The sequence below is a fragment of the Brevundimonas sp. NIBR11 genome (genome assembly GCF_027912535.1).
In the GTDB taxonomy this organism is placed as follows: Bacteria; Pseudomonadota; Alphaproteobacteria; order Caulobacterales; family Caulobacteraceae; genus Brevundimonas.
The window spans coordinates 2,406,141-2,429,112 of sequence record NZ_CP115465.1; the positions used below are offsets into that span (position 1 = coordinate 2,406,141).

The window sequence follows — 22,972 nt, forward strand, 5'->3', positions numbered from 1 at the left end:
GCGCGCGTCTCGTCGCAAACGAAAAAGGGGCGCGCCGTCACCGGCGCGCCCCGCGTTCCGTGCGGACGTTGGGTATTACAGACCGACCACGCCGCCATCGTCCTTGGTGATGACGATCGTCGCCGAGCGCGGGCGCGCGCCCGTGCCGCCGCTCTGGCTGGCCGGCCAGAACGACGACGGCGAGGTCGCCGAGCCGTTTTCGCCCGGGTGCTGGATGTTGACGAAGATGGTCTTGCCGTCGGGCGTGGAATCGATGCCGGTCAGTTCGCATTCCTTCGGACCGACCAGGAAGCGACGCAGCTGCATGCCCGGGGCCTTGCCGACGAAGGTCGACTGGGTGCGGGTCGCGCCGGTCGCGTCCGTGTTGGTGATCGTCCGCGCCGCGCCGTCGCCGACGTTGCCCGGCTGGGCCACCAGCATCATGCAGTTGGTCACGTCGGTGTAGGCGCCGTCGTCGGTCTGGATCCACAGCAGCGGATTGACCAGGCCCGAAGCGTTCTGCGGGCGGCCGAACCACAGGCCGTCCGGCGACGAGAAGTCGTTCGTCGCGTCCAGGCCCGAGACGTTGATGTTCGTCGCGTTCAGGTCCGCCCCTGCGCCGAAGGCGTAGATGTCCCAGCGGAACGTCGTGGCTTCCGGGTTATCGCCCGTCTCGCGCAGACGGATGATGTGGCCGTTCGGGTTGCCGAACTGGTTCGTCGAGCCGCGCGGGTCGTTGTAGTGACGCGGGTTGGCGGCGTCCGTGGCGGCCAGCGGGCGGCTGGCGGCGTTGGTGTTGGTCAGGGTCAGATAGACCTCGCCGGTCGCCGGGTTGACGGCGGCCCATTCCGGGCGGTCCATCTTGGTCGCGCCGACTGCGTCGGCGGCCAGACGAGCGTTGATGAGGACATCGGCCTGGTTGGCGAAGGCATAGGCCGGGTTGGCCGAAGTGACCGCGCCCTGACCGAAGACCAGCGGAATCCACACCCCGTTCCCCGTCGCGTCGAAGCGGGCGACGTAAAGCGCGCCGTTGTCGAGGTACTTGTCGCCCATGGCCAGGCGGTCGGCGTTCTGGGCGTCGTTGGCGACCCAGGGCGTGGCCGAGACGAACTTGTAGAAATACTCGCCGCGCGAATCGTCGCCCATGTAGAAGACGGGCTTGCGACCGGCGACGAAGTTGGCCGGCCAGGCGCCCTCGTGCCCCATACGGCCCAGCGCCGTGCGCTTACGCGGGGTGGAGGCGGCGTTGTAGGGATCGATCTCCACGACCCAGCCGTACTGGTTCGGCTCGTTGCGGAAATCGGCCGTGGCGGCCGAGCCAGTCGCCGAGGCGTTCCACTTGGCGAACACGGTCGAACCCGGGACCGACGGAACCACTGTGGCCCAGTTGTTGGCGCCGCCCGCGCCCTGCGACACGCCGTAGCGGCTCAGGGCGACGACCTCCCTGGCCGACCGGGCGGCGTTGTCCGTGCCCGAGCGGCGGAAATAGCCGGCCCAGTTCTCCTCGCAGGTCAGATAGGTGCCCCAGGGCGTATAGCCGTTGGCGCAGTTGTTGATCGTGCCGCGACCGGCCACGCCCGTGGGCGAGTAGACGGTCTGCACCTGCACGTCGCCGCGCACCGGACCGTAGAGGTCCATCGGGGTGTTCGGCGTGATGCGTCGGTTGAAGGTCGAGTTCTGGACGTAGTTCCAGCCGGCCGTGCCCGCGCCCTTCAGGACCTCGATCACGGCAACACCGTGCGCCTCGATCTCCTTTATGGCCTCGGCTTCCGGACGGATGCCGCCGACCGAGGTCGGGCCGTTCGGATGCAGATAGGCGGCGGTGATGTTCTCGTGGTTCATGACCAGCAGTCCGCGCGTCGAGCTGTCGTCATCGCGCTGGCCGCTCGTGGCGCCCAGGCCGAAATAGTGCATGCCGTCGTGGTGATCGCCTCCGCGCGAGACGAAGTTGGCGTCCGTGCCGTTGTTGGCATAGGCCGGGGTGGCGGCGTTGATCGGATCGCCAAGGCGGTAGAGGACGCTGACCGAATAGCCGGCCGGCACGGTCACCACGTCCGCCAGGCTCTTGGCGACGGCGTTGAAGCCGAGCACGGCCGGGCTCACCGTCACGGTCGTCTGGGCCGTGGCCACGATCGTGTTCGAACCCGGAGCGTTGAAGGCGAAGACCAGCGGCGTGGCGGCCGTGACGCTGGGGGCGGTAAAGGTGGCGGTGTTGGTGTTGGCGCCCGTCAGGGCCACCGTCGGGCCCGACATCTGGGTCCACAGCACGCCCGTCGCGCCCGTGGCCGTCCCCGTCAGGGTGACCGTCTTGCCCGAGGTAGTCGCGCCCGAGGCGCCGGCCGAGACCGTGGCGTCCGCGGTCGGCTGGCCGTCGTCGTCACAGCCGGCCAGGCCGAACAGGGCGGCGACCGAGGCCATCCCGCCCATCACCGCGCGCCGCGACTGGCGCTCCTGCAGGAGGTCGCCGAAATGCGGATTCGACGAGGTGTTCAGCTCGATATCGCCATCGTCGTGACGACCGGTCAGGTGAATCTCGGACATTGGATGCTCCCCATGAATGACGGGGCGCAGCGGTAACGGCGGTGCTTGTGAAGTTCGTGTCCGAAATATTGCCGTTTTGTATTGCGAGAAAGTCGCACAATACTGAATGATTACAGTCTTTCCGCGCTCGGATGGACCCTCACATCAGCCCTTGCACATCCTGACGCAGGCTTGCGCCAGAACCTCTGCTGAATCCACCAGTGGAACAGACACATCGGCCGGATCGAGCAGCAGGGGAACCTCCGTACACCCCGCGATCACCGCATCGGCCCCCGCCGCGACCAGGGCCTGGCCCAGCCGCGCCATGGCCGCACGGTTGTCCACACCGACATCGCCGCGCTTGACCCCGTAGACGCAGGCCATGAAGGCGGCCCGATCCTCCCCCTGCAGGACGACCGGCGTCACGCCCGCCGCTGTCAAGGCCGCGACATACAGCGCCTCACCCCCCGGCGTCGCCAGGATGCCGACGCAGCGCCCCCCGCCCGCCCGCGCCACGGCCGTCGTGGCGGCGATCATGTCGATGAACGGCAGGCCCGCCGCCACGATGCCCGGCTTCTGCGCATGGGCGGTATTGCACGGCATGGCCAGCACCTCGGCCCCCGCCGTCTTCAGTCTCAGGGCCATGGCCCCCAGCTCCGCCTCCGCCTCGCCCGGCCGCGTGTTCCGATCAGGAACCTGAGGGTTCAGGTCCATCACGATCCGGATGTGATCGGCGTCGCCTTGCGCCGGCGTCAGCGCCTGCACCCGCGCCAGAAACGCCACCGTCGCCGCCGGCCCCATGCCGCCCAGAACGCCCAGAACCTTGCTCATGATCGCATCTTCCCGCTGCCGTGGCGGCACACCTCGGTCGCACTGCGCTTAGCCGACAGTCCACAGGTCCGCTATGGGTGGATAGCGGACATGCGAAAGGCCCCGCCGTCGCCAGCGGGGCCGTTCACCCGTTAGGTCTAAATCGTTAGGCTACGAACTGACGCCGCTGGATGTAGATTGCAGCACCACCAGCCAAGAGCAGGCCTAACATGATCATCGCCCACTCAGAAAGAGTTGGCACCGGAGCAGGAGCGGCGGCGACTGTGACTACAGTCGGCCCTGTTGAGTTGGCGGTGCTGGCCTGGGCGTTCGGATTGTCGCCGGTACAGCTCCCCGGACCCGATACCGCCGCTACTGGCGAAGGACCGCGAGTAAGACACAACGAGTTCGCAAAGGCTTGGCTAGATGCGTCGTTAAACACAACATAGCTAATGTAGGAGTTAGGGTCTGCCGGGGCGGAGATCGCATAAGGGGGGCCCGGTGTTCTTTCCAGCGTAACGCTTACGCCAGTCGGCTTGCCCGTGCCGTCCGTGGCAAATCGCACCGAGTACGTCGTCGCGAGAGGTCCCGGTCCCGTCGTCGTCCGAACACCATCGCTGAAGGTGTAGGCGGTAATGCCGCCCGTCCGGTCCGCGAAGGGCAAGTTGGCGGCGAAAGGCGCAGCGAAGGTGAACGTGGCGCTTGCCCGCATGGCCGTTGTGTACGTCGCGCACTCCCCCACCGTACAGCCAGCGGAGTTGTTGACGGTGACGTACGGAGCTCCGGTGAACACGTAGTTCGTCGCCTGGGCCGCAGCTTGGCCGGCGATAAGCAGGGTCGCAAACGCCAACGCGGCGCTGAAGGCTCTTCGAAACACAGTATCCCCCAAAGCCGTTGTCCCAAGCAGTCACAACGACTTCGGAAAAACGAAGATTTTTAGTTTGGCAGGCCGGTCTTGATTTGTGGAGTCTGAGGATCGATTTTTTCGCTAGGTATTCATACGAACGGCTCCGCAGGAGATGGCCTACGCGCTGACATGCACCCCCCAACGGCGCAGCACGCTATATGGGCTGGGGTCCACTGCGCGGGCAGCGAAGGTCGGTTAACAGGCGAATGCGGACATAGGCATCTGGCTCAACAGTGGACCTTAACCAGGCGGCCCGAAAGCGGACCTGCCGAACGTCCGCTAGGGGTGGCAAGCGGAAGTGCTCCCCGAGGCCTCCAAATAGACGTCACTGCAGCCGAACTATCGGCGCATCGCAGACATACGAAAGGCCGCGCCGTCGCCAGCGGGGCCGCCAAAGAGAGCGCGGTCAGATCAGCCGATCTGACGACGGCGCTGAAGGTACAGCGCAGCGCCACCCGCCAGCGTCAGGCCGAGCATGATCATCGCCCATTCGGACAGGGTTGGAACGGGCGCGGGCGCGGGGGCGCTAACTAGGATAAGGCTACGGGGCGTGGAGTTGATGCTACCTCCAAACACGTAGTCTGTCGCCGCGCTGAGAGTCTCGTTGTTGAACCCAAAGGCTATGGATGAGCCACGGGCGGCGTTAATGGCTGTGATCGCGTCGGCAGACAATGTTATAGTAAGTGTCTCACTATTCGTCGTCGCCACCGCAGTGCCGAAAACCACGCCCGTGCCCAAGTCGGTGTAGGTGCTCCCCGGCGTCGCCGTTCCGGCAGCGATTGTCGAAGGCGTCGTCGAGACGTCGTACACATTAATCGTGTTCGGTCCGTCTGCGACTAGTGCCGCGCTTAGACTTAACGTAGCCGACGTGATCAGCTGACCTGCCGGAATGCTGTAAATCAAATAACTTCTGCGGCTTTCCCCCGAAGCTGCCCCTGTGAGGAAATTCCCATTCGGCGCACCAGACGCGCCGGTGGCGTTAGCTGCCGTTGGCGAATAGGCACCAGCCGCCGTCGGCGTCAGCGTTTGCGCCGCAACCGGAGCCGCGGCTAAAGCCCAGCTCGCGACACCCGCCAGCGCCAGAATACGAAGTACGTTAGCCATCAAGGCTCTCTCCTAACCAAGCCTGATAATGGCTCAACATCGAAATATTCTTCAGAAAATCAAAAGGATGTCAATTAAGGGACAGGTTTGCGAATGTTCACTTTGGGGGGCCATCTGTCCTTTGGTTCCGAGGTGGAAAGCTGACGGTTGCCAGTCGGGACGAAAACTGAACGGCTTAACGTCCGCAATGGGTGGTAAGCGGACGTGAAAACGGCCCCGCCGTGGCCAGCGGAGCCGTTTCGAAGGTCAGGTGCGTTAAACTACACCGTCAGGCGGCGACGCTGGATGTAAAGCGCCGCGCCGGCAGCGAGGATCGTGCCTAACAGAAGCAGTGCCCACTCCGATAGGGTTGGGACAGGTGCCGGCGGCGGGGCCGCGACGGCGTTAATCCTGAAGTTGTCCAAGTATCCGTTGAAGTAGTTGCCTGAGTTTGCGTCGATCTGAAGTCGAACTGTTTGGCCTGAGTAGGCGCTAATATCGATCGGGGTGACTTCAGCCAGAGTGACGTCCGTGTTTGCGGGTGCCGTGTACACCACTAGGGGCGCGCCAACTGTAGGCACAACCGACACCGACAGCGTTCCTGTCCGGCCTGAGAGCAACGCTCCGACGGCAAAACCGAGCGTTACATTTGAAGCAGCGGGAATCGCTACGTCCTGGTAGAATTGACAGTTAATATTAGTCTGGCCGAAAGCGACGTTTGCAATATATGTCCCTTGGGTAGCGGCCGGATAACCCGCGCCGCCTGTTCTGTTGACGAAACCGCAGTTCGGGCTTGGCGCCCTACTCCAACCGGTCGGCGGAACGGTGATCGTCGCTCCATCGGCCTCAAAGGAGCCGTTTGTCACAAGATTTGTCTGCGCATTGGCAGCAGCCGGAAAGGTCGCGCCAGCACCGAAGGCGAGCAGCAGTGCGACGACGCGCGCCGGAACTCCAAGATGCATAATGTCCCCCCAAGGACCCATAGCCCGCGAACAGCGCAAGCCTTATCAGTCTTTGTAACGACGCTCGGTGACTTCCTGTCAAGCGACAGATCGTGGCCCAACTGCCATTTTTTCCTACATCCAGTCAGGATCATGGCGGAGATGCTGCGAGCAAGCGGACCAGGAATAAGTAGTGGCTATTCGAGCGTTGGGACCTGACCGCGTCCCTCCCGAAAGGCTGTCTGAGATGGGTCGGAAGCGGTCATTGACCTCGCGCCCGTAACCGGCCCACCCACGCCCTGAGATGGAATCGAAACGGCGCCGTCGGACTAGCGACAGGGCCGTTGGGGCGGGTCCGAGCGTCGTCGGTCAGCCGAACTGACGCCGCCGCTGGATATAGAGCGCCGCCCCACCGGCCAGCATCGTGCCGAACAGGATCATCGCCCATTCTGTCATCGTTGGCACCGGTGCTGCAGCCACTGAGGTTATGATCACATTGGTGGCGCTCTGGTCTGTGTTCAAGTTGTCGCACTTGCCCGCCACGGCGTTGATGCACTCCCGGGTAAAAATAACCGGGACGGTGTAGTTTCCTCCTGCAGTAGCGGGAATAGCCGGAAGCCGTATCGCTATGGCTCGCTCATTGGTGACCGCAGCGGCTGACTGCCCGAGATAATAGTCTCCGTTGATGCCCCCGGTGAAGGTGTAGTTGGTTGGGGTCGGACCGGTCTCGGTCACATTGATGCTCACCAACCGCTGCGTGGCGGGAAGCGAGGTGTCGAACACGAAGGTTCCACTAATGGTCCTTCCTCCGGTCACGGATGTCGACGGTATTGTCCATGTCACCGGTGCCGCATGAGCTACGCCAGCAAACAAAATGGCTGCAGCAAAAACTGCGGATCTGAGTATTTTCAATGGCATCCCCCCTATGAACCCGCGTTCTGGCAGACGATTAATACCGAAGCAAGAGGCCGGTGAAGGACACGACAGGCCGCCAGGGTTAACGACAAGCACGCCAGTTCGGACGAACTTTGCGCCGTGATCGAAAGTCGGCAACGGGTCGAAAGCGGTCATTGTCCTGACGCCGAGAAGCAGACTTTCCGACCCTGGCCCGGTAGCGGACCTTGTGAAGGTCCGAGAGGGGTGGAAAGCGGACCCGCGCGCCAGCGCGGCTGCCTCAAGACGGGCACCACCATAGCCAGACTCGCTGGGCTGCTTCCTCGCCACCAATCGGACGATCCACATCGCCGCGCTTCAAGGCGGCAGATACGTCACGAAGGCCGTCGAAGCTGGCAGTCCCCAACTCCCAAAGCACCACGTGGTCGGACTGTATGATCTTCCAGTGATCGGGCGACCAACTCTTGTCGTAGCAGACCACGAGTGTGGAGATCGTTCTACCCGCAGCCGCAGAGAAACTCCCGAGCGGCAGCGTAAACCGGGCTGGGGAGGAGGAAGACATGCCAAGGGCGACCAAATCGCGAAGGTCATCGCAGCCCGGCTCATCTGCGGCGAGGTGCCAACCGTCCCCTTGCCGTTTGTCGTTTTCGAACCAGAAGTAGACCGTGCCTTTAGGCCGCCAGCGACGAACATCCTCTTGCATAGTGCGACTGGACCGGGCTGCGGTTACCGAGTCAACGCCCGCATTGGGTGGGAAGCGGACATCACTTCTTGAGCCACGGCGAGCGTGGTCGATCCAGAAGACGATCAAGTAGCCGTTCAAACAGCCGAGATAGAAGGATCGCGATCCCCAACCAGACAACCAGAGCGGCCACCTCCATCGCGCGGAAGACTGGCAGGCCGATACCGTGAAATAGCTGGCTGAACTGTTCGTCTGGCAGCCTCAATAGCCAGATGAGAGGGATCGAAGGGATGCCCAGCGCAACGGCAAATGCTGCGAAGTTCAGTATCCCTTCAAGGGCGGTCTTCGGCTTCATTGACCTATGGTATCGCGCGAGCCCGGACGTCCGCAACGGGTCGGAAGCCGTCAAAGGCTCGGTGCCGGAAAGCGGACTAATCCTTGATCACCACCAACGATGTTGAGGCGTATCGGAGAACATACGGTTTGACCGACGGTTCGCCTTCGGGGATCGCGTCCCCAAAAAATGCGACGTAGCAGTCGTAGGCACGCAACTCGTCATCGAACCAGCAATGCACAACCACTCCGTCTTCCCAAATCCCATCGCCGATGTTCGTGCGGCGGACGGGGGTGCCGGGTTCGAGAAAGCGATCCATGCCCCATCGTCCCTCAGTGGTCCAAGGTCTGCAACGGGTCGGCAGCGGACACAGACTCAGGGACGCAAGGCCGACGCCCGACCTATGCGATAGGCCCCCGCGCGGGACGACATCGGTCGTCCTTTCCAGCTCAGCCGCACTCTGCCTTCCGCCGTCAATTGATCGACGGCGGCGCGGACCTCGGGCATCCGTGCGCGCCAGTCGCCATCCTCGCCCGCCAGGGCCCGCGCCGCCTCGCTTGGGCAAACGGTCGCGCCCTCCGCCCGGGCGTCCAGCAGAGCCAGCACCTGGGCCTTTGGGCTCACCCCAGCATCGCATCCAGCTCGCCCTGATACCCGGCCAGGCCTTGCGCCCCGCCGGTGTGCAGGAAGACGACCCGTTCGCCCTCGAACCGACCCGCCCTGGCCAAGGCGATCAGCCCCTTCATCGCCTTGCCGGTATAGACCGGGTCCAGCAGAATCCCGTCCGTCCGCGCCGCCAGGGTCAGGGCGTCCACCACCGCCTGGTCGATCAGGCCGTAGCCCTCCCCGACATAGTCGCAATCGGCCACGACCATATGGTCCTTGACCCGATCCGGATGCCCCAACAGGGCCGCCGTCTCCCTGGCCAGCTTCAGGACATTGGCCTCCTGCTTCTCCTTGGGCGCCCGCACCCCGATGCCGAGCACCGGAATGTCGGCGCCCAGCACGGCCAGACCGGCGACCAGACCGGCGTGCGTCCCCGCGCTGCCCGTCGCCGTCACGATCCGGTCGACGGACAGATCCAGCTCGTCGGCCTGGACCACGATCTCGCGCGCGCAGTCGACATAGCCCAGCGCTCCGATCGCGTTCGAGCCGCCGCCGGGGATCACATAGGGCTTGCCCCCGCGCGCCCGAACCCCGTCCGCCGTCTTCTCCAGCTCGGCCGGCATGTCCGATCCTCCGGGCACGGAGCGAATGACCGCGCCGAACAGCCGATCCAGCAGGACGTTGCCGTTGTTGACGTAGTCGACCGCCTTCGACCCGGTCCGCTCCTCCAGGATGACCTCGCACTTCAGCCCCATGACCGCCGCCGCCGCCGCGGTCTGGCGTACATGGTTCGACTGCACCGCGCCTTGGGTCACCAGGGTGTCCGCATCCTGCTCGAAGGCGTCGCCCAGCAGGAACTCCAGCTTGCGCGTCTTGTTGCCCCCTCCGGCCAGCCCCGTGCAGTCGTCCCGCTTGATCCAAAGATCGATGCCCAACGCCTGGGACAGGCCGGGCGCCGGCTCCAGCGGCGTCGGCAGGTGCGCGAGGCGCACGCGGGGGAAACGGGCGAGATGCATGGGGCGGTCCTTATGGGTTCGCCTCACTCCTAGCATCCGCTCAGGCGGCTTGCGACGCCTCGAAAAGCATGTCGACGGCCCCGTTGGGGTCGAGCTGCGGATTATGGACCAGCCGCTCCAGCAGGCCCGCCATCGGCGGCGTGATCCGGGCATTGGCCATCGTCCAGGCCTGGAACCGCCGCTGCGTGATCGACGCCCGGTCGATCAGCCGGATGTCCTTGTGACGCGGATCCGACTCCAGACGTCTCAGCAACCCGTCCAGCACCTCGGGCTGACCTTCCACGACCTGCAGATACTGACCCTCATGCGCCGCCAGGGCGCCGGTCAGACCGTCCCGAGCATTGTTGCGATCCGACTCCGCCAGGATGCTCGCCATGTTCATCAGGCTGTCGGTGCGGCCCGTCGCCGTGCTCGCGTAGAGCAGTCGTTCCAGTTTGATCATCTATGTCGGGCCGTGCGTGTAATGTGACGCCTTGGCTACAACCTGCGCCAACGGTCGGCAATCGAAATAGAAATGTTCGTTTCCGAACAGATTGCTAATGCATTACTCTGGCGAAGCGGCTTCAGCCACCATTTCCATCTCGGCGAAATGCTCCGCCTCGTCCGGCGCGGCCATGGCCGCCTTCGCCCGCGTCACGATGCGCGAACTGCCTTCCAGCGTCCGATGCACCGGGCATTTGTCGGCGATCTCGAACATGCGCGCCCGCTGCTCCTCGGTCAGGAGGCCGTCCAGGGTCAGGGTCCGTTCGAACACGTCCGGCGGCGTCTCTCCGGCCCGCTTCTCGTGCCGCACATCGACCGAAGCCCGCTCCAGCGGCAGCCTCTTCCGCTCGGCATAGAGCCGCAGCGTCATGACCGTGCACGCCCCCAACCCGGCCCCGATCAGCTCGTACGGCGTAGGTCCCGACGCCATCCCGCCGACCGACACCGGTTCGTCGCCGAGGATGACCGCCCCGCCGGCCTCGATCCTGACCTGGAACCGTCCTGCGCCCGTCTCGGCGACCCGCACGACCCCGTCCGCCTCGGCCCCGCCCATCGGCGTCGTCATGTCCTCGATGTAGCGCGACGCCCAGGCCGCGATGACGCTGGCCGCATAGACGGCGTCCTCGGGCCGGGTCAAAAGATGGTCCGCCTTGTCCAGCGAGACGAAGCTCTTCGGATGTTTCGCCGCGACATAGATCCCCGTCGACTCCTCGATATCCACCACCCGGTCCGCCGGCGAATGCAGGATCAGCAACGCCCGCTTTAGTGTGGCCAGCCGCGCCCTCTGATCCTGCTTCCTCAGGTCCTCGGCGAAACCGGGGCCGACCGGAATGCGGACGCCGCCGACCGTCGCCGCATGCATCGACCCCTCGCCCTCCGCGCCCAGCACATGGGTCACGTCGTAGGGCGCGCCGATGGTCGCCACGGCCTTGACCGTCGGCAGCCGCCCCGCCGCAGCGATCGCCGCCGCCCCGCCCAGGCTGTGTCCGATCAGCAGCCCCGGCGCACAGCCCTTCTTCGCCATATGTTCGCCCGCCGCGACGAGGTCCTCCACGTCCGCCGTGAACCCGGCGGGCAGTTCGGCCCCCATCTCGCCCACCCCGGCGAAGTCGACCCGCAGCGTGCCGACGCCCTCGTTCGCCAACGCGCGACTGATCCGCGTCGCCGCGAGGTTGTCCTTCCCGCAGGTGAAGCAGTGGGCGAACAGGGCGAACCCCCGCGCCTGTCCGCTGGGCCGATCCAGCACCGCGTTCACATGCCGCCCGTCCGCCGTGGTGAAGTCGAAGGGTTCGGTCTGCATGGGTCGAGGCTCCAGTCTGCACGGCGACCCTAGCCAATCCGCCGCCATCAGCCTATCGTCGCGGCGTTCTCCCGGGGGTCGCGCTCGAGCGGCTGAGATAGAGGTAGCCCTCTGACCGGCCGAACCTGATCCGGGTCATGCCGGCGAAGGGATGAGTACGCTTCGGGACCCCGCCACAGTCCCCTCTCGCCCGGAGTCGGCGGACCCTCTGCAAGCACAGAGGCCGCCATGAACATTCTCGTCACCCCGCCGTCGCTCCCCGAAGAGCCCAACGTCGACCTGTCGCTGAAAGACGCGCGCGAGGCAGTCATGCGCGAGACGGGAACCATCCCGACCGGCGAACGCGCAGGCTCCCGCAAGGTCTACGTCGCCGGCGAACTCTATCCCGACATCCGCGTCCCCTTCCGCGAGGTCGCCGTCCACCCCAGCGCCAACGAGCCGCCGGTGACCATCTACGACAGCTCCGGCCCCTACACCGACCCGAACGTCACGATCGACATCAAGCGCGGCCTGCCCCTCGTCAAATCCAGCTGGCAGCTCGACCGCGGCGACATCGCCCCCGTCCTCAACCCCCGCGAGGTGAGACCCGAGGACAACGGCCACGCGTCGGGCCGCCACCTCGCCCCCCGCTTCGACGTCTCCAACCACAAGGTCTTCAAGGGCGTCGAGGGCCGCCCCGTCACCCAGTACGAATACGCCCGGGCCGGGATCGTCACGCCCGAGATGGAATACGTCGCCATCCGCGAAAACCTGCGCCGCGAACAGACCGCCCCCTGCATCCGTGACGGCGAGGACTTCGGCGCCTCGATCCCCGACTTCGTCACGCCCGAGTTCGTGCGTCAGGAGATCGCGCGCGGCCGCGCCATCATCCCGCACAACATCAACCACCCCGAAGTCGAGCCGATGATCATCGGCCGCAACTTCCTGGTGAAGATCAACGCCAACATCGGCAACTCGGCCGTCCTCTCCAGCGTCGACGACGAGGTCGACAAGCTGGTCTGGGCCACCCGCTGGGGCGCCGACAACGTCATGGACCTGTCGACGGGCCGGAACATCCACAACATCCGCGACTGGATCATCCGCAACTCGTCCGTCCCGATCGGCACCGTCCCGATCTACCAGGCGCTGGAGAAGGTGAACGGCGTCGCCGAGGACCTGACCTGGGAAGTCTATCGCGACACCCTGATCGAACAGGCCGAACAGGGCGTCGACTATTTCACCATCCACGCGGGCGTCCGCCTGCCCTTCATCCCCATGACGGCCAAACGCGTCACCGGCATCGTGTCGCGCGGCGGCTCCATCATGGCCAAATGGTGCCTCAGCCATCACCGCGAGAGCTTCCTCTACGAGCATTTCGAGGAGATCTGCGACATCATGCGGGCCTACGACGTGTCATTCAGCCTCGGCGACGGCCTGCGTCCCGGCTCCATCGCCGACGCCAATGACGAGGCCCAGTTCGCCGAACTGCGGACCCTGGGCGAACTGACCAAGATCGCCTGGGCCAAGGGCTGCCAGGTCATGATCGAGGGCCCCGGCCACGTGCCGATGCACAAGATCAAGGCCAACATGGATGAGCAGCTGAAGCACTGCCACGAGGCGCCCTTCTATACCTTGGGCCCGCTGACGACCGACATCGCCCCGGGCTACGACCACATCACCTCGGCCATCGGCGCGGCCATGATCGGCTGGTTCGGCACGGCCATGCTCTGCTACGTCACGCCCAAGGAGCATCTGGGCCTGCCCGACCGTCAGGACGTCAAGGACGGCGTCATCACCTACAAGATCGCCGCCCACGCCGCCGACCTGGCCAAGGGCCACCCCGCCGCCCGCCTGCACGACGACGCCCTGTCCCGCGCCCGGTTCGAGTTCCGCTGGGAGGACCAGTTCAACCTCGGCCTCGACCCCGAGACGGCCCGCAAATACCACGACGAGACCCTCCCCAAGGAGGCCCACAAGACCGCCCACTTCTGCTCCATGTGCGGCCCGAAATTCTGCTCCATGAAGATCAGCCAGGACATCCGCAGGGACGCCGCTGCCCAGAACGACGCGGGCGGCTCGCTGGAGGCGGCCGAAGCCGGCATGGCGGAGATGTCGGCGAAGTTCCGGGCCGGGGGCGGGGTGGTGGAGGTGAAGGTGTGATTCAGACGGAGTTAGCTAACTCCGTCCACGACCCGGATAAGTATATCTCCGCTGGCTGCACGTGGAGTGATTGAAAACCTATCCACTTCATCGCTGAAGTTGTCCAGTAACGCCGCTAACATTTGGGAATGGTAGAAAACATAGGTAGACTTTTCCGTGACAAGTCTCGTGTTTCCCAACAAACTTAACACCAGCCTGTCGTCCTGGATTCTCATTCTGAACCAAGCAAGACGCGCCATTTGGACAGATTTGTGCGTTAAATCCCCGTCCTTATCGATCGACCAATCCTTTAGCAAATCTATCCGAGCGAATGAGGCTATTCTTTCGCTTAGTTGCTTCGGTTCTTTACAAAAGACTCGAATAGCCATCACTTTTCCTCAGGCTTATCGCCGTCAACCTGAGCTTCAAGCCCTTCATCAAATCGCCCGCCTTCTTCCTTAGCTCGCTTCATCGCGCTGCCAAGCGTGGAAGAGCCTGCATCTCGCACACTATCTTGAGCAGGCTTGCCGCGGAACATAATTTCGTCCTTCCGCTGACCCTCTAGGCGCTCACTGACTTCGTCGAGCGTTTTTCCATCGATGGGAATTTTGGAGTATTTTTCAGCCGCTCGAAGAAACCCGTCGGACGAGTAAATCCATATTTTCTCGCCCACCTCTGAAAGAAATTCAGCTACTAGCTCAGGCCTGGACGCGATCGTTCTATCTTTTTCTATATACCACCAATCTTCTTTGCTGTCGTCGATCACGAGAATAATTGGCTTTTGCTTGGATTTTGCCAATCCTATCAACTGAGACCAAGCGATGTAGTCCCCAAAAGCCCCAGGAACTCCCTTTTTCTTAAGATCACAATAGCCGGGCGGGATTTCATTATCTATGCGTGATTGGGCAACAACATGTAAAGCGTTCAATTCTTGTTCTGTAGGGGGCGCACCAATCCGCCCGTCGAATATGTCGAGAACTCTGTCAGCAATCTGGTCGTTACCAATGAGGCTTTCCATTTGCTTCTTGGATCGAACCAAGTCATCGCCGATTGCAGCAAATCCCTCCATAGCGGTTTTTGAAAGGTAAGGATGACTGCGTTTCGTTTCGATGTATTTTCGAGCGAAAGCGGACAAATCAGCTTCCGCCGCATTATACTGATTGACTTGCTTAACGATGGTACTAGCTCTGTTTCTTGAATACTCAAGCGCAAACTGAAATGGCAGCACGACTCGGGGTTTGTAGGCGTCCATAACACCGAGAAAGCCGTCCTTTGTGGCTTCTGAATACCCGTAGAGGTTCAGAAGTGCGCTCGCGTCAAAGCTAAACAACGCATCGCGCCAAAGTGCTTCAAACTCCGCCTCAGTAGGTCGGAAAAACTGGTGGAGCGCCGTTCTCAAAGCGAAGATCCATTATGCATGCAGGTCACTCTAGAAGGTCGATTTTCTATTCGCACCGACGTGCACCTCTCAGCGGAATTTCGTGCCCGAAATGCGCCAATGCGATAAGGCAAGTCACTCCACGAACCGCACCGGCAACACCTGCCACCCGTAATAGACCAGCCCCGCCGCCAGCAGCACGACATTGACCCACCGCCGGCGCACCACGATCAGCAGGCCGTAGCCGAGGCTGAACTCCCACGGCACGGCCTGCACCACGCCCCAGACCGTCATCGCCCCCCGGCCCGGCGCGAACCCCATCCCCCATTCCACCATCCTGACGCCCCAGAAGGCCCACAGCCCCAGGATCAGCGCCCCGAACGTCAGGACGCGGGTCCGGTCGTAGTGGGCGTAGAGGTCGACGGGCCCATCCTCCGGGATCGGGTCGGGCAGGACGAAGGTCGCGGCCATGAAGGGCAGGACCAGTTTCACCACCTGCATCACCATCAGGCCGACGGTCGTCTCCGTCCGCGTCCGCGCGTCCCACTGGAACATCCACACCGACACGATGACCAGGACGATCATGGCCGCCAGCAACAGGGGCTCGGGCGCCCAGCGCACCCGCCGCCCGGCCATGGCCAGCTTCGAGACCGTCGACGCCATATGCGCCAGCGCCAGCCCCAGGATCACGGCCGAGAGGCCGAAGGTGAACTCGAACAACGACATGCTGGCCCCCTCGCGCGCGGGTTTCAGCCTACAGCCTCAAGTCCTCCGAACAAGAGTCGGCGAGGGGTTGGCGGCCCAGACCCATCAACGGATCCCCTGAATCCGCCTTTGAAAACAAGGCCCGGCTCTCTTGAGAGGCTTTATATCCATCACTCCTGAAAACGGCCTCACACTGTCCCCGGCACAGGGAGACGAACATGGACGAGGACGCACAGGGGCGACGGCCGGCGCCGGACGAGGTCTGGGCGGCGGTGCGCGAGGACTATCTGGCCGGGCGGTCGGCGCCGGAGTGTGCGCGGCGGCATGGGGTCAGCGTCGGGGCCCTGCGGGCGCGGGCGGCGCGCGACGGCTGGCGGCGTGCGGATCAGCCCTGGACCCCGGCCGATCGGCTGGACCCGTGGGACGAGGGGGTCGATCTGGAGACCCGCGTCGGCGGCGACCTCGACCAGGTCGAGGTCCGCGAACTGGCCTATGTCGCCCACCGGAGGATGCTGCGGGCCGTGATGCGCGGCGATGCGGCCGAGGCCCTGCGCTGGCGGCGCGTGGAACGGACCCTGGTCGAGGTGGAGGCGGAGGAGGCCCGTGACAGCGAACGGCTCGACGCCATCCGCTGGCGCCTCGCCGATGACGCCCAGGACGATCCGGGTGCAGTAGACGCTATAGACGCTGTAGACGCTATGGACGGTGTTTTCGAGTCCGGCCCAGACCACTGAAACCCGAAGTGGCTTGACGGGGGGGTCGTCGATCCGCGATCCGTCGGCATACCCCGGAGCCCCACCATGCCCATCGCCCGCACCCAGGTCCTGACCGCCCTCGAAGCGCAGGGGGTCTTCCCCGTCTTCTACAATCCGGACCCGGAGATCGCGATGAACGTGATCCGCGCCTGTGCGCGCGGCGGGGCCAAGGCGATCGAGTTCACCAACCGGGGCGACTTCGCGGCCGACCTGTTCGGAGAGATCGCGCGGGAACTTGGCCGGACCGATCCGGACATCATCCTGGGCATCGGCTCGGTCATCGATGCGGGGACGGCGTCGCTGTATCTGAACCGCGCGGCGCGGTTCGTGGTCTCGCCGGCGCTGGTGCCGGAGGTGGCCGTGGTCTGCAACAAGCGGATGGTCGCCTATTTCCCCGGCTGCGGCTCGGTGCGCGACATCGTGGAGGCGCAGGCGCTGGGCGTCGATATCGTCAAACTGTTCCCCGGCGCCTCGGTCGGCGGGCCGGACTTCGTCAAGGCGGTCATGGGGCCCATGCCCTGGACCAAGATCATGCCGACCGGCGGCGTCGACCCCGACCCCGCCTCCATCGCGAAATGGTTCGGGGCCGGGATCGTGGCCACCGGCATGGGGTCCAAGCTGGTCACCGACGCGGCGGTGAAGGCGGGGGACTGGGCCGGGATCGAGGCCTCGGTCCGTGCGGCCGTGGACGCCGTCGCCGCCTTCCGCGCGTCGAAGTCCTAGCTCAGGACCACGATGGCCACGCGCCGGTTCTGGGCGCGGCCTTCGGGGGTGGAGTTGTCGGCGACGGGCGCCTCTTCGCCGTAGCTGATGGTGGCCATGCGGTTCAGGGCGATGCCCTGGCGGCTCAGCGAGCGGCGAACGGCCTCGGCCCGGGCGGCGCCCAGGGCGTCGTTGTAAGCCTCGGGACCGGCTGAATCGGTATGGCCCTGGATCTCCAGATAGACGTTGACGTTCTCGGCCTTCAGCCGGTTCGCCAGCTCGGTCAGACGGGCCTCGGCCTCGGGCGACAGGGCGTCGCGGTCCGACGGGAATTTGACGGAGTCATCCGACAGGACGACCTCGTACATGAACTTGCCCTGGGCCAGCTGCTGGGCCGCCGTGGCGCGTTGCAGGGCGTCGTTGGCGGTGCCCTCGACGACGCCGAGGCGGGCGTCGGTGGCGTCCACGCGCTGGTCGACCACGGCGACGTTGTCGCGCACGAAGGCTCGGGTCGCACAGCCCGAGGCCAGCAGGCCGAGCGACAGGACCACGCCGGTCATGAGGACGGGCCGCAGGTTGGGGCGCGGCAGGGCCAGGGCGTTCGAGGCGGATGGGGACTGGATCAAGGGAGCTTCCTGAAGGACCGGAGCGCCACTTCCGAACGTCGCGCAGTCGTGATCAGGGACACGCTGAAAGGCCTCGGAATGACCGGTCTGGGGCATGATTCCGGCAGCTTGGCCGTGTGGACCTTCCCGGGCGGACGCCACGATCCTGACGTCTCGGCATGCTCTCTGGACGCCTGTCCGACGTCGCCGGCGTCGCCCTGTACGGATCCCATTTGCCTTCAAGCGCCGAAAGCCAAACGCGAAATCCGGCCTCGCAAACCGCCGCCACGCGGCGGCCGGGACGGCGCTGGCTGACGGGCGCGGCGGTCAGCCTCGGGGTGCATCTGGCGGGTCTTCTGGCCTTTCTGACCGTCGCCCCCGCGCCTACGATTTTTTCCGCCGAGCCGCCGCCGGAGCCCGTAATCGTCTCCCTCGCCCCGCCGCCTCCGCCGCTTCCGGTCGCCGAACCTGACCCGCCGCCGGGGCCCGCCGAGCCCTCGCAGGCCGCCGAACCGCCCGCCCCGGCCAGCCTCGCGCCGACCCCGCCCAGGCCTCGTCCGCCCGCCGCCCCGCGCCCGCCGCGACCGGCTCCGCCTGAGGTCGAGCCCCTGCCCGTCGCTGCCGCTCCGCCCGGCCCCGCGCCGGCCACGCCGCCCGCCGGTCTGACCCTGGCCCAGCTCGCCGGCGCGGCCACAGCGGGGTCCGGCTCGGGCGGTGGAGGCGCTGGCGCGGCGGGCGGGGGCGGGGGCCCGGGCTCCGGCGCCGGGCGCTGCGACATGATCCGGCGGGTGCAGAATGCGCTGCGCGGGAACGCCGGGGTGGTCGCCTCGGCCGCGCGGGCCCAGAGCGCCCTGCCCGCCTCTCACCGGGCCCTGCTGGTCTGGGACGGCGACTGGGTCATGAACCCCGGCGAGGCGGGACGCGGTCTGGCAGGCCTGCGCCAGGCCATCGCCGTGGCTGTCGCCTTCGCCCCGGCCGAATGCCGTCGCCAGTCCGTACGCGGTCTGGTGCTGCTGACGCTGGAGGACGACGCCGACGGCCCGCGCCTGGCCCTCGGTCAGGGCGCCTGGCGCTGGTCGGACCTCACCGGCGCGGGCTGAGCGGCGCGGTCTCCGGCGCCTTCCAGAAGACGGGCAGGACGACCAGGGCGACCACGGCGATCATCGCTCCGGGCGCCCAGTTGGCGCCCGTCATCGCGATCAACCACTGGGCCAGCCAGGGGGTGAAGCCGCCGAACACCGCCGTCGCCGCCGTGGCCCCCAGCGCGAGGCCCGTCAGTCGTCCTTCGCCGGGGAACTGCTCCGCCGTCGCCACGGCCCCGACCGCGCTGACCCCGCCCGCGACGCACGCCAGGACGACGGCGCCGAGCAGAGCCCCGTTCTCACCCCCGACCGCCATCAGCGAGAACATGGCGGCGGGCGCGGCGGCGCTGAGAAGGGCCAGCAGAATCAGTACGGGCTTCCTCCCCCAGCGATCCGACAACATCCCGGTCAGGGGCGTGATCAGGATCACCACCACCGCCGCGATGGTCGCCAGCCACAGCGACACGGTCTCGCCCAAGCCCCCGATTGAGGTCAGGAAGACCGGCACATAGGTGATGCCGACATAATAGGTGATCGACCCCAGGGCCGAGATGGCGAAGGCACGCGCGATGCCGACGCGGTGATGCCTCAGCGTGTGCAGCAGCGGGCTGACCGGCACGGTCCCGGCGGCCCTCTGCCGCTCGAAGTCGGGCGATTCCTGCATCGTCGATCGAGCCAGCCAGACGCTGCCGGCCAGCACCGCCCCGACCCCGAACGGAATGCGCCAGCCCCAGGCGTCGAGATCGGCCGGGCTCAACAGATGCGTGGTCACGGCGCACACGCCGACGGCCAGAAGCGCCCCGATCTCGCTCGCCGCCGAGGCCGAAGATGCGATCAGGCCGCGCCGATGACGCGGCGCCCCCTCCAGCAGATAGGCCACCACGCCCGTGTACTCGCCCCCGACCGAGAACCCCATGACGCAGCGGACGAGCAGCAGGAGCAGGCCAGCCGCAGGCCCGATCAGCCCATAGGTCGGCAGGATCGCCGTCACGATCATGGCCGCCGTCATCAGGGCGACGGACAGCAGCATCGTGTGCCGCCGCCCGAACCGGTCGCCGATGTGCCCGAACACCACCGCCCCGATCGGCCGCATCAGATAGGCCACCGCGAAACCGCCCAACGTGATCAGCAGGCTCTCCTCCCCGCCGCCGAAGAAGACCCGCGACAGGACGGTGGCGAGATAGAGATAGAGGGTGAAGTCATACCATTCGACCACGGTCGAAAAGGCCGCGATGGCCATGGACCGTCTGGTCATCGGGGTGTGGTCGTTGGACATCCCTCACCGTGCACCCCGACGAAGGCTGGGGTCCAGATGAAACCGCAATCGACGCGCGAACGAAACAGGGCGGCGAGACCCTCGCCGCCCCTCTAATCCAAACCGTTCGGAGCCCTACGCCGCCAGACGCCCCAGAAGAGCCGACAGCGCCGCCATCCGCGCCTTGGTCGCGTCGGTTGCGCCCTCGGGAGCCGTGGCCAGTTCGGTCGACAGGCGCCGCGCCGCTCGCTTGTCGGCCGAACCCGAACGCCAGCCCTCGATCACCGCCCGAACGCGCGTCTCCACCCCATCCGCGATCGCATCGGTGCGCGCCAGCTGATCGACGTATGACGCGGCCACGTCGGGGCTGTCGGTCCACTCGATCTTCATCTGGGTCTGCGGGTTGATCTCCTCGGCCACGACGGCCTCGGCCGCAGCGATCTCGGCCGCCGACAGCTGGTCCGAAGGCAGCAGCTTCAGCACATCGAGGCCGCGTGCGATCTCGCTGGAATAGACGCGGCCGTTGAACCAGTAGGCCGACCACGAACCGCCGACATACATGCGCTCGGCGCTCAGCGGTCCCCGGTCGAAATAGGCGATCTCGACCGGCTTCATCGGGTCGGTGAAGTCCATGACCGACACCCCGCCCTGGTACCAGGACTGGACCATCAGATCGCGGCCCGGGACCGGGATGATGTTGCCGTTGTGGGCGACGCAGTTCTCGGTCGCGCCTTGCGCCGACGGCAGCTTGTGGAAGCTGCGCGCGGTCAGGGTGCGGTCGGCTATCGTAGCGATCATGTTGGCGCCCCAGGTCGCGGGGTCCTCGGCGCGGCAGCGCGGCGAGGTGCCGCCGCCCCACTCGTCGGTGAAGACGACCTTGTCGCCCGCATTGTTGAAGGTCGCCGAGTGCCAGTAGGCCATGTCCGGATCGAAGATGTCCGACGTCCGGCGCGGCTCTTCCGGATTGGTGATGTCCAGGAGGATGCCGTTGCCGCTGCAGGCGCCGCCGGCCAGGCCGATGGCCGGATAGACGGTGATGTCGTGGCACTGGTTGGTCTGGGCCGTGTCCTGGCTGGCCAGGCCGGCGCGGCCGCCGCGCCACAGCCCGGCGACCCGGCCCGTCGTCGCGTCGGCGAAGATGCGCGGACGGTTGACCAGTTCGGCGCGCTCGGGGTGATCCAGCGGCACCTTGATCACGTCGATGGAGAACAGGGCCGTCTCGGGGTTCTCGTCCGGCTCGCCGTCGGTGCAGATGTCCAGTTCGCCGGTCTTGCGCACGCTCGATGTGCCTTGACCGTAGATGTAGAGGACGTTTCGGTCAGACGGGTCCGGCACCTGGGTGTGGGTGTGCGACCCCCGGCAGGTCTGGACGGCGGCGATCTGGCGCGGATTCGACAGGTCGGAGATGTCGAAGATGCGCACGCCGCGGAAGCGCTCGGCGCTGACGTCGCCCTCGTTGCCGCCCGTGCCGCAATCGATGCGGCCACGGTTTTCCTCGACCGACATGAACAGCAGGTTCCCGTGCACCGAGACGTCGCCCTGGCCGCCGGGACAGACCACCGACATCACCAGCCGGGGCGTCTCGCCGGTGATGTCATAGGCGTTGAAGCCGTTGAAGTTGCCGACGAACAGCTTGCCGTCGGACACGGCCATGTCTGAGTTGGCCATGCCCAGGGCGCTGAAGCTGCGGTTGCCCTCGGCCGCGGCGCGCATCGCGGCGCGCTCTTCGTCGGTCTTGGGCGGCGAGAACATGGTCTCGGAGGTGCCGAAGCCGGGCGCATGGGGCGTGTGGCTTTGCAGGGCCATGCCGACGGCCGCCTGTCCGGCGTTGTCGTAACCGGCCGACAGGCCCGAGCGCGCATCGGCGGTGATCACCTGGGTGTCGCCGGGGCCCGAGGACTGCTGCGCCGAAGCCGCAGTCGCGCCAAGCAGCACGCCCAGTACGGCGACGGAGGACAGGAGTGTGTTTCGCACGTTCATGATCGGCTCTCTCAGGTCAGCGGTTCGTGGATGTCGGGGTCAGTGGTCGGACAGAAGAGACCGCATGCGCAGGATTTCCGCCTGCTGATCGGCGACCACCGAGGTGGTGAAGTCCGACAGCATCGTGTCCTCGGCCGCGTCGGGCGTCTCCATCAGGGCCGCGACCATGTCGAGCGCGCCCTGGTGATGCTGGATCATGCCGGTCAGGAACAGGCGGTCGAACTCCGCGCCGCTCGCCGCCGCCAGCGTCCGCATCTGGCGCGGCGTCAGCATCCCGGCCATCACCGGCGTGTCGTCGGGGCGGGTCGCCGGCTCCCCATGTCCCATGGCCGAATGATTCATCGTCGAGTGGTCCATGCCGGCGTGACCCATCGCGGCGTGGTCCATCTGCATCTCGGTCGACTGGCCGCGCTCTTCCAGCCAGGTCCGCATGATCGCCATCTCGGCCTCCTGGCTCAGAGCAATGCGGCGCCCCAGAAGTTTCACCCGCTGGTCGGATCCGCGCGTCTCCAGCAGGCCGACCATCTCCACCGCCTGGGCGTGATGGACGATCATATGCTGCATGAAGCGAACGTCAGCCTGGGTGAAACGGGTGCGGCCGAGTTCCAGAGCCTGGGCCGGCGTAACGATCCGCGACGGCTGGCCCGGCGCGCCGGGCTGAAAAATCGGGGGAGAAGAGGGCGTCTGGGCCGCGGTCTGTCCGGCGATCAGGCCGATCGTCAGGACTAGGGAAATGCCGACCTCGAACCGCACGCCTGATGACTCCCGTCGCGGCGCTATCCAGCCACAGTCCAGACTAGGCCTTCCCGACGCTCTTGGGCAAGGCGTCAGACCATA

Annotated in this window: 21 protein-coding genes and 1 riboswitch; of the genes, 4 read left to right on the plus strand and 17 right to left on the minus strand. The window is 65.8% G+C overall.

The features are described 5' to 3' along the window. Window positions 1-75: 75 nt before the first annotated feature. The 11 genes from O5O43_RS12210 to O5O43_RS12260 all read right to left on the minus strand — a co-directional run bounded on the left by O5O43_RS12210 (window position 76) and on the right by O5O43_RS12260 (window position 11,555). Window positions 76-2,520, minus strand: a complete 2,445-nt coding sequence (locus O5O43_RS12210) for an alkaline phosphatase PhoX (RefSeq protein ID WP_271084164.1) — start codon at window positions 2,518-2,520, stop codon at window positions 76-78. A gap of 144 nt (window positions 2,521-2,664) precedes the next feature. Continuing rightward, on the minus strand, window positions 2,665-3,330 hold the full coding sequence (locus O5O43_RS12215; RefSeq protein WP_271084165.1) for an amino acid racemase: 666 nt from the start codon (window positions 3,328-3,330) through the stop codon (window positions 2,665-2,667). A gap of 1,297 nt (window positions 3,331-4,627) precedes the next feature. Then, window positions 4,628-5,320 (minus strand): IPTL-CTERM sorting domain-containing protein, encoded by a 693-nt coding sequence (locus O5O43_RS12220; protein ID WP_271084166.1) that lies wholly within the window; start codon window positions 5,318-5,320, stop codon window positions 4,628-4,630. Between the two features lie 260 nt (window positions 5,321-5,580). Then, on the minus strand, window positions 5,581-6,261 hold the full coding sequence (locus O5O43_RS12225; protein ID WP_271084167.1) for an IPTL-CTERM sorting domain-containing protein: 681 nt from the start codon (window positions 6,259-6,261) through the stop codon (window positions 5,581-5,583). Between the two features lie 348 nt (window positions 6,262-6,609). Beyond that, window positions 6,610-7,311, minus strand: coding sequence for an IPTL-CTERM sorting domain-containing protein (locus tag O5O43_RS12230; protein WP_271084168.1), 702 nt, complete (start codon window positions 7,309-7,311; stop codon window positions 6,610-6,612). Between the two features lie 587 nt (window positions 7,312-7,898). Next, window positions 7,899-8,171, minus strand: a complete 273-nt coding sequence (locus tag O5O43_RS12235) for a hypothetical protein (protein ID WP_271084169.1) — start codon at window positions 8,169-8,171, stop codon at window positions 7,899-7,901. 76 nt (window positions 8,172-8,247) lie between these two features. Next, window positions 8,248-8,469: a hypothetical protein gene (locus O5O43_RS12240; protein WP_271084170.1), complete on the minus strand. Its 222-nt coding sequence runs from the start codon at window positions 8,467-8,469 to the stop codon at window positions 8,248-8,250. 56 nt (window positions 8,470-8,525) lie between these two features. Beyond that, window positions 8,526-8,774, minus strand: coding sequence for a DUF3253 domain-containing protein (locus O5O43_RS12245; RefSeq protein ID WP_271084171.1), 249 nt, complete (start codon window positions 8,772-8,774; stop codon window positions 8,526-8,528). Continuing rightward, window positions 8,771-9,772, minus strand: coding sequence for a D-cysteine desulfhydrase (locus O5O43_RS12250; protein ID WP_271084172.1), 1,002 nt, complete (start codon window positions 9,770-9,772; stop codon window positions 8,771-8,773). The genes O5O43_RS12245 and O5O43_RS12250 overlap by 4 nt, the downstream gene beginning before the upstream one ends. A 40-nt stretch (window positions 9,773-9,812) precedes the next feature. Further along, complete coding sequence (locus O5O43_RS12255; protein ID WP_271084173.1) at window positions 9,813-10,214, minus strand: BLUF domain-containing protein; 402 nt, start codon at window positions 10,212-10,214, stop codon at window positions 9,813-9,815. A gap of 102 nt (window positions 10,215-10,316) precedes the next feature. Continuing rightward, entirely contained in the window at window positions 10,317-11,555 is a 1,239-nt protein-coding gene (locus O5O43_RS12260; RefSeq protein WP_271084174.1) for a bifunctional alpha/beta hydrolase/OsmC family protein, read from the minus strand. A 61-nt stretch (window positions 11,556-11,616) separates the two neighbouring features. Beyond that, window positions 11,617-11,725, plus strand: a riboswitch (TPP riboswitch). Window positions 11,726-11,864: 139 nt separating this feature from the next. Here O5O43_RS12260 and thiC point away from each other — a divergent pair. Further along, window positions 11,865-13,694, plus strand: coding sequence for a phosphomethylpyrimidine synthase ThiC (thiC, locus tag O5O43_RS12265; RefSeq protein WP_271086432.1), 1,830 nt, complete (start codon window positions 11,865-11,867; stop codon window positions 13,692-13,694). Window positions 13,695-14,061: 367 nt separating this feature from the next. Here the strand turns inward: thiC and O5O43_RS12270 are convergent, their stop codons facing one another. Both O5O43_RS12270 and O5O43_RS12275 read right to left on the minus strand, forming a co-directional pair. Beyond that, on the minus strand, window positions 14,062-15,072 hold the full coding sequence (locus O5O43_RS12270; protein ID WP_271084175.1) for a PIN-like domain-containing protein: 1,011 nt from the start codon (window positions 15,070-15,072) through the stop codon (window positions 14,062-14,064). A gap of 114 nt (window positions 15,073-15,186) precedes the next feature. Then, window positions 15,187-15,777 (minus strand): hypothetical protein, encoded by a 591-nt coding sequence (locus O5O43_RS12275; protein WP_271084176.1) that lies wholly within the window; start codon window positions 15,775-15,777, stop codon window positions 15,187-15,189. Window positions 15,778-15,974: 197 nt separating this feature from the next. On the opposite strand from O5O43_RS12275, the gene O5O43_RS12280 reads away from it, so the two are divergent. Together O5O43_RS12280 and O5O43_RS12285 are read left to right on the plus strand one after the other, a co-directional pair. Further along, window positions 15,975-16,490: a hypothetical protein gene (locus tag O5O43_RS12280; protein WP_271084177.1), complete on the plus strand. Its 516-nt coding sequence runs from the start codon at window positions 15,975-15,977 to the stop codon at window positions 16,488-16,490. Window positions 16,491-16,556: 66 nt separating this feature from the next. Further along, window positions 16,557-17,234 (plus strand): bifunctional 4-hydroxy-2-oxoglutarate aldolase/2-dehydro-3-deoxy-phosphogluconate aldolase, encoded by a 678-nt coding sequence (locus tag O5O43_RS12285; protein ID WP_271084178.1) that lies wholly within the window; start codon window positions 16,557-16,559, stop codon window positions 17,232-17,234. On the opposite strand, the gene O5O43_RS12290 is transcribed toward O5O43_RS12285, so the two are convergent. Then, entirely contained in the window at window positions 17,231-17,773 is a 543-nt protein-coding gene (locus tag O5O43_RS12290; protein WP_271086433.1) for an OmpA family protein, read from the minus strand. The two genes, O5O43_RS12285 and O5O43_RS12290, sit on opposite strands and share 4 nt — an antisense overlap. 224 nt (window positions 17,774-17,997) lie before the next feature. Here O5O43_RS12290 and O5O43_RS12295 point away from each other — a divergent pair, with 224 nt between their 5' ends. Further along, entirely contained in the window at window positions 17,998-18,918 is a 921-nt protein-coding gene (locus O5O43_RS12295; protein WP_271084179.1) for a hypothetical protein, read from the plus strand. Here O5O43_RS12295 and O5O43_RS12300 read toward each other — a convergent pair. From O5O43_RS12300 to O5O43_RS12310, 3 genes are all read right to left on the minus strand, one after another. Beyond that, window positions 18,902-20,155 carry an MFS transporter gene (locus tag O5O43_RS12300; protein ID WP_271084180.1) on the minus strand — a complete coding sequence of 418 codons (1,254 nt, stop codon included), beginning with the start codon at window positions 20,153-20,155 and terminating at the stop codon, window positions 18,902-18,904. The two genes, O5O43_RS12295 and O5O43_RS12300, sit on opposite strands and share 17 nt — an antisense overlap. Before the next feature lie 135 nt (window positions 20,156-20,290). Beyond that, window positions 20,291-22,135: a hypothetical protein gene (locus O5O43_RS12305; protein WP_271084181.1), complete on the minus strand. Its 1,845-nt coding sequence runs from the start codon at window positions 22,133-22,135 to the stop codon at window positions 20,291-20,293. A 39-nt stretch (window positions 22,136-22,174) separates the two neighbouring features. Then, window positions 22,175-22,888, minus strand: coding sequence for a DUF305 domain-containing protein (locus tag O5O43_RS12310; RefSeq protein ID WP_271084182.1), 714 nt, complete (start codon window positions 22,886-22,888; stop codon window positions 22,175-22,177). Window positions 22,889-22,972 lie beyond the last annotated feature (84 nt).

What these genes read in the sequence shown, in the direction of transcription:
- O5O43_RS12290 (WP_271086433.1), bottom strand. Translation starts at nt 17,773, where the DNA reads ATGACCGGCGTGGTCCTGTCGCTCGGCCTGCTGGCCTCGGGCTGTGCG.
- O5O43_RS12300 (WP_271084180.1), bottom strand. Translation starts at nt 20,155, where the DNA reads ATGACCAGACGGTCCATGGCCATCGCGGCCTTTTCGACCGTGGTCGAA.
- O5O43_RS12220 (WP_271084166.1), bottom strand. Translation starts at nt 5,320, where the DNA reads ATGGCTAACGTACTTCGTATTCTGGCGCTGGCGGGTGTCGCGAGCTGG.
- O5O43_RS12210 (WP_271084164.1), bottom strand. Translation starts at nt 2,520, where the DNA reads ATGTCCGAGATTCACCTGACCGGTCGTCACGACGATGGCGATATCGAG.
- O5O43_RS12240 (WP_271084170.1), bottom strand. Translation starts at nt 8,469, where the DNA reads ATGGATCGCTTTCTCGAACCCGGCACCCCCGTCCGCCGCACGAACATC.
- O5O43_RS12255 (WP_271084173.1), bottom strand. Translation starts at nt 10,214, where the DNA reads ATGATCAAACTGGAACGACTGCTCTACGCGAGCACGGCGACGGGCCGC.
- O5O43_RS12235 (WP_271084169.1), bottom strand. Translation starts at nt 8,171, where the DNA reads ATGAAGCCGAAGACCGCCCTTGAAGGGATACTGAACTTCGCAGCATTT.
- O5O43_RS12285 (WP_271084178.1), top strand. Translation starts at nt 16,557, where the DNA reads ATGCCCATCGCCCGCACCCAGGTCCTGACCGCCCTCGAAGCGCAGGGG.
- O5O43_RS12225 (WP_271084167.1), bottom strand. Translation starts at nt 6,261, where the DNA reads ATGCATCTTGGAGTTCCGGCGCGCGTCGTCGCACTGCTGCTCGCCTTC.
- thiC (WP_271086432.1), top strand. Translation starts at nt 11,865, where the DNA reads ATGCGCGAGACGGGAACCATCCCGACCGGCGAACGCGCAGGCTCCCGC.
- O5O43_RS12280 (WP_271084177.1), top strand. Translation starts at nt 15,975, where the DNA reads ATGGACGAGGACGCACAGGGGCGACGGCCGGCGCCGGACGAGGTCTGG.
- O5O43_RS12215 (WP_271084165.1), bottom strand. Translation starts at nt 3,330, where the DNA reads ATGAGCAAGGTTCTGGGCGTTCTGGGCGGCATGGGGCCGGCGGCGACG.
- O5O43_RS12295 (WP_271084179.1), top strand. Translation starts at nt 17,998, where the DNA reads ATGCTCTCTGGACGCCTGTCCGACGTCGCCGGCGTCGCCCTGTACGGA.
- O5O43_RS12250 (WP_271084172.1), bottom strand. Translation starts at nt 9,772, where the DNA reads ATGCATCTCGCCCGTTTCCCCCGCGTGCGCCTCGCGCACCTGCCGACG.
- O5O43_RS12275 (WP_271084176.1), bottom strand. Translation starts at nt 15,777, where the DNA reads ATGTCGTTGTTCGAGTTCACCTTCGGCCTCTCGGCCGTGATCCTGGGG.
- O5O43_RS12260 (WP_271084174.1), bottom strand. Translation starts at nt 11,555, where the DNA reads ATGCAGACCGAACCCTTCGACTTCACCACGGCGGACGGGCGGCATGTG.
- O5O43_RS12230 (WP_271084168.1), bottom strand. Translation starts at nt 7,311, where the DNA reads ATGACCGCTTTCGACCCGTTGCCGACTTTCGATCACGGCGCAAAGTTC.
- O5O43_RS12305 (WP_271084181.1), bottom strand. Translation starts at nt 22,135, where the DNA reads ATGAACGTGCGAAACACACTCCTGTCCTCCGTCGCCGTACTGGGCGTG.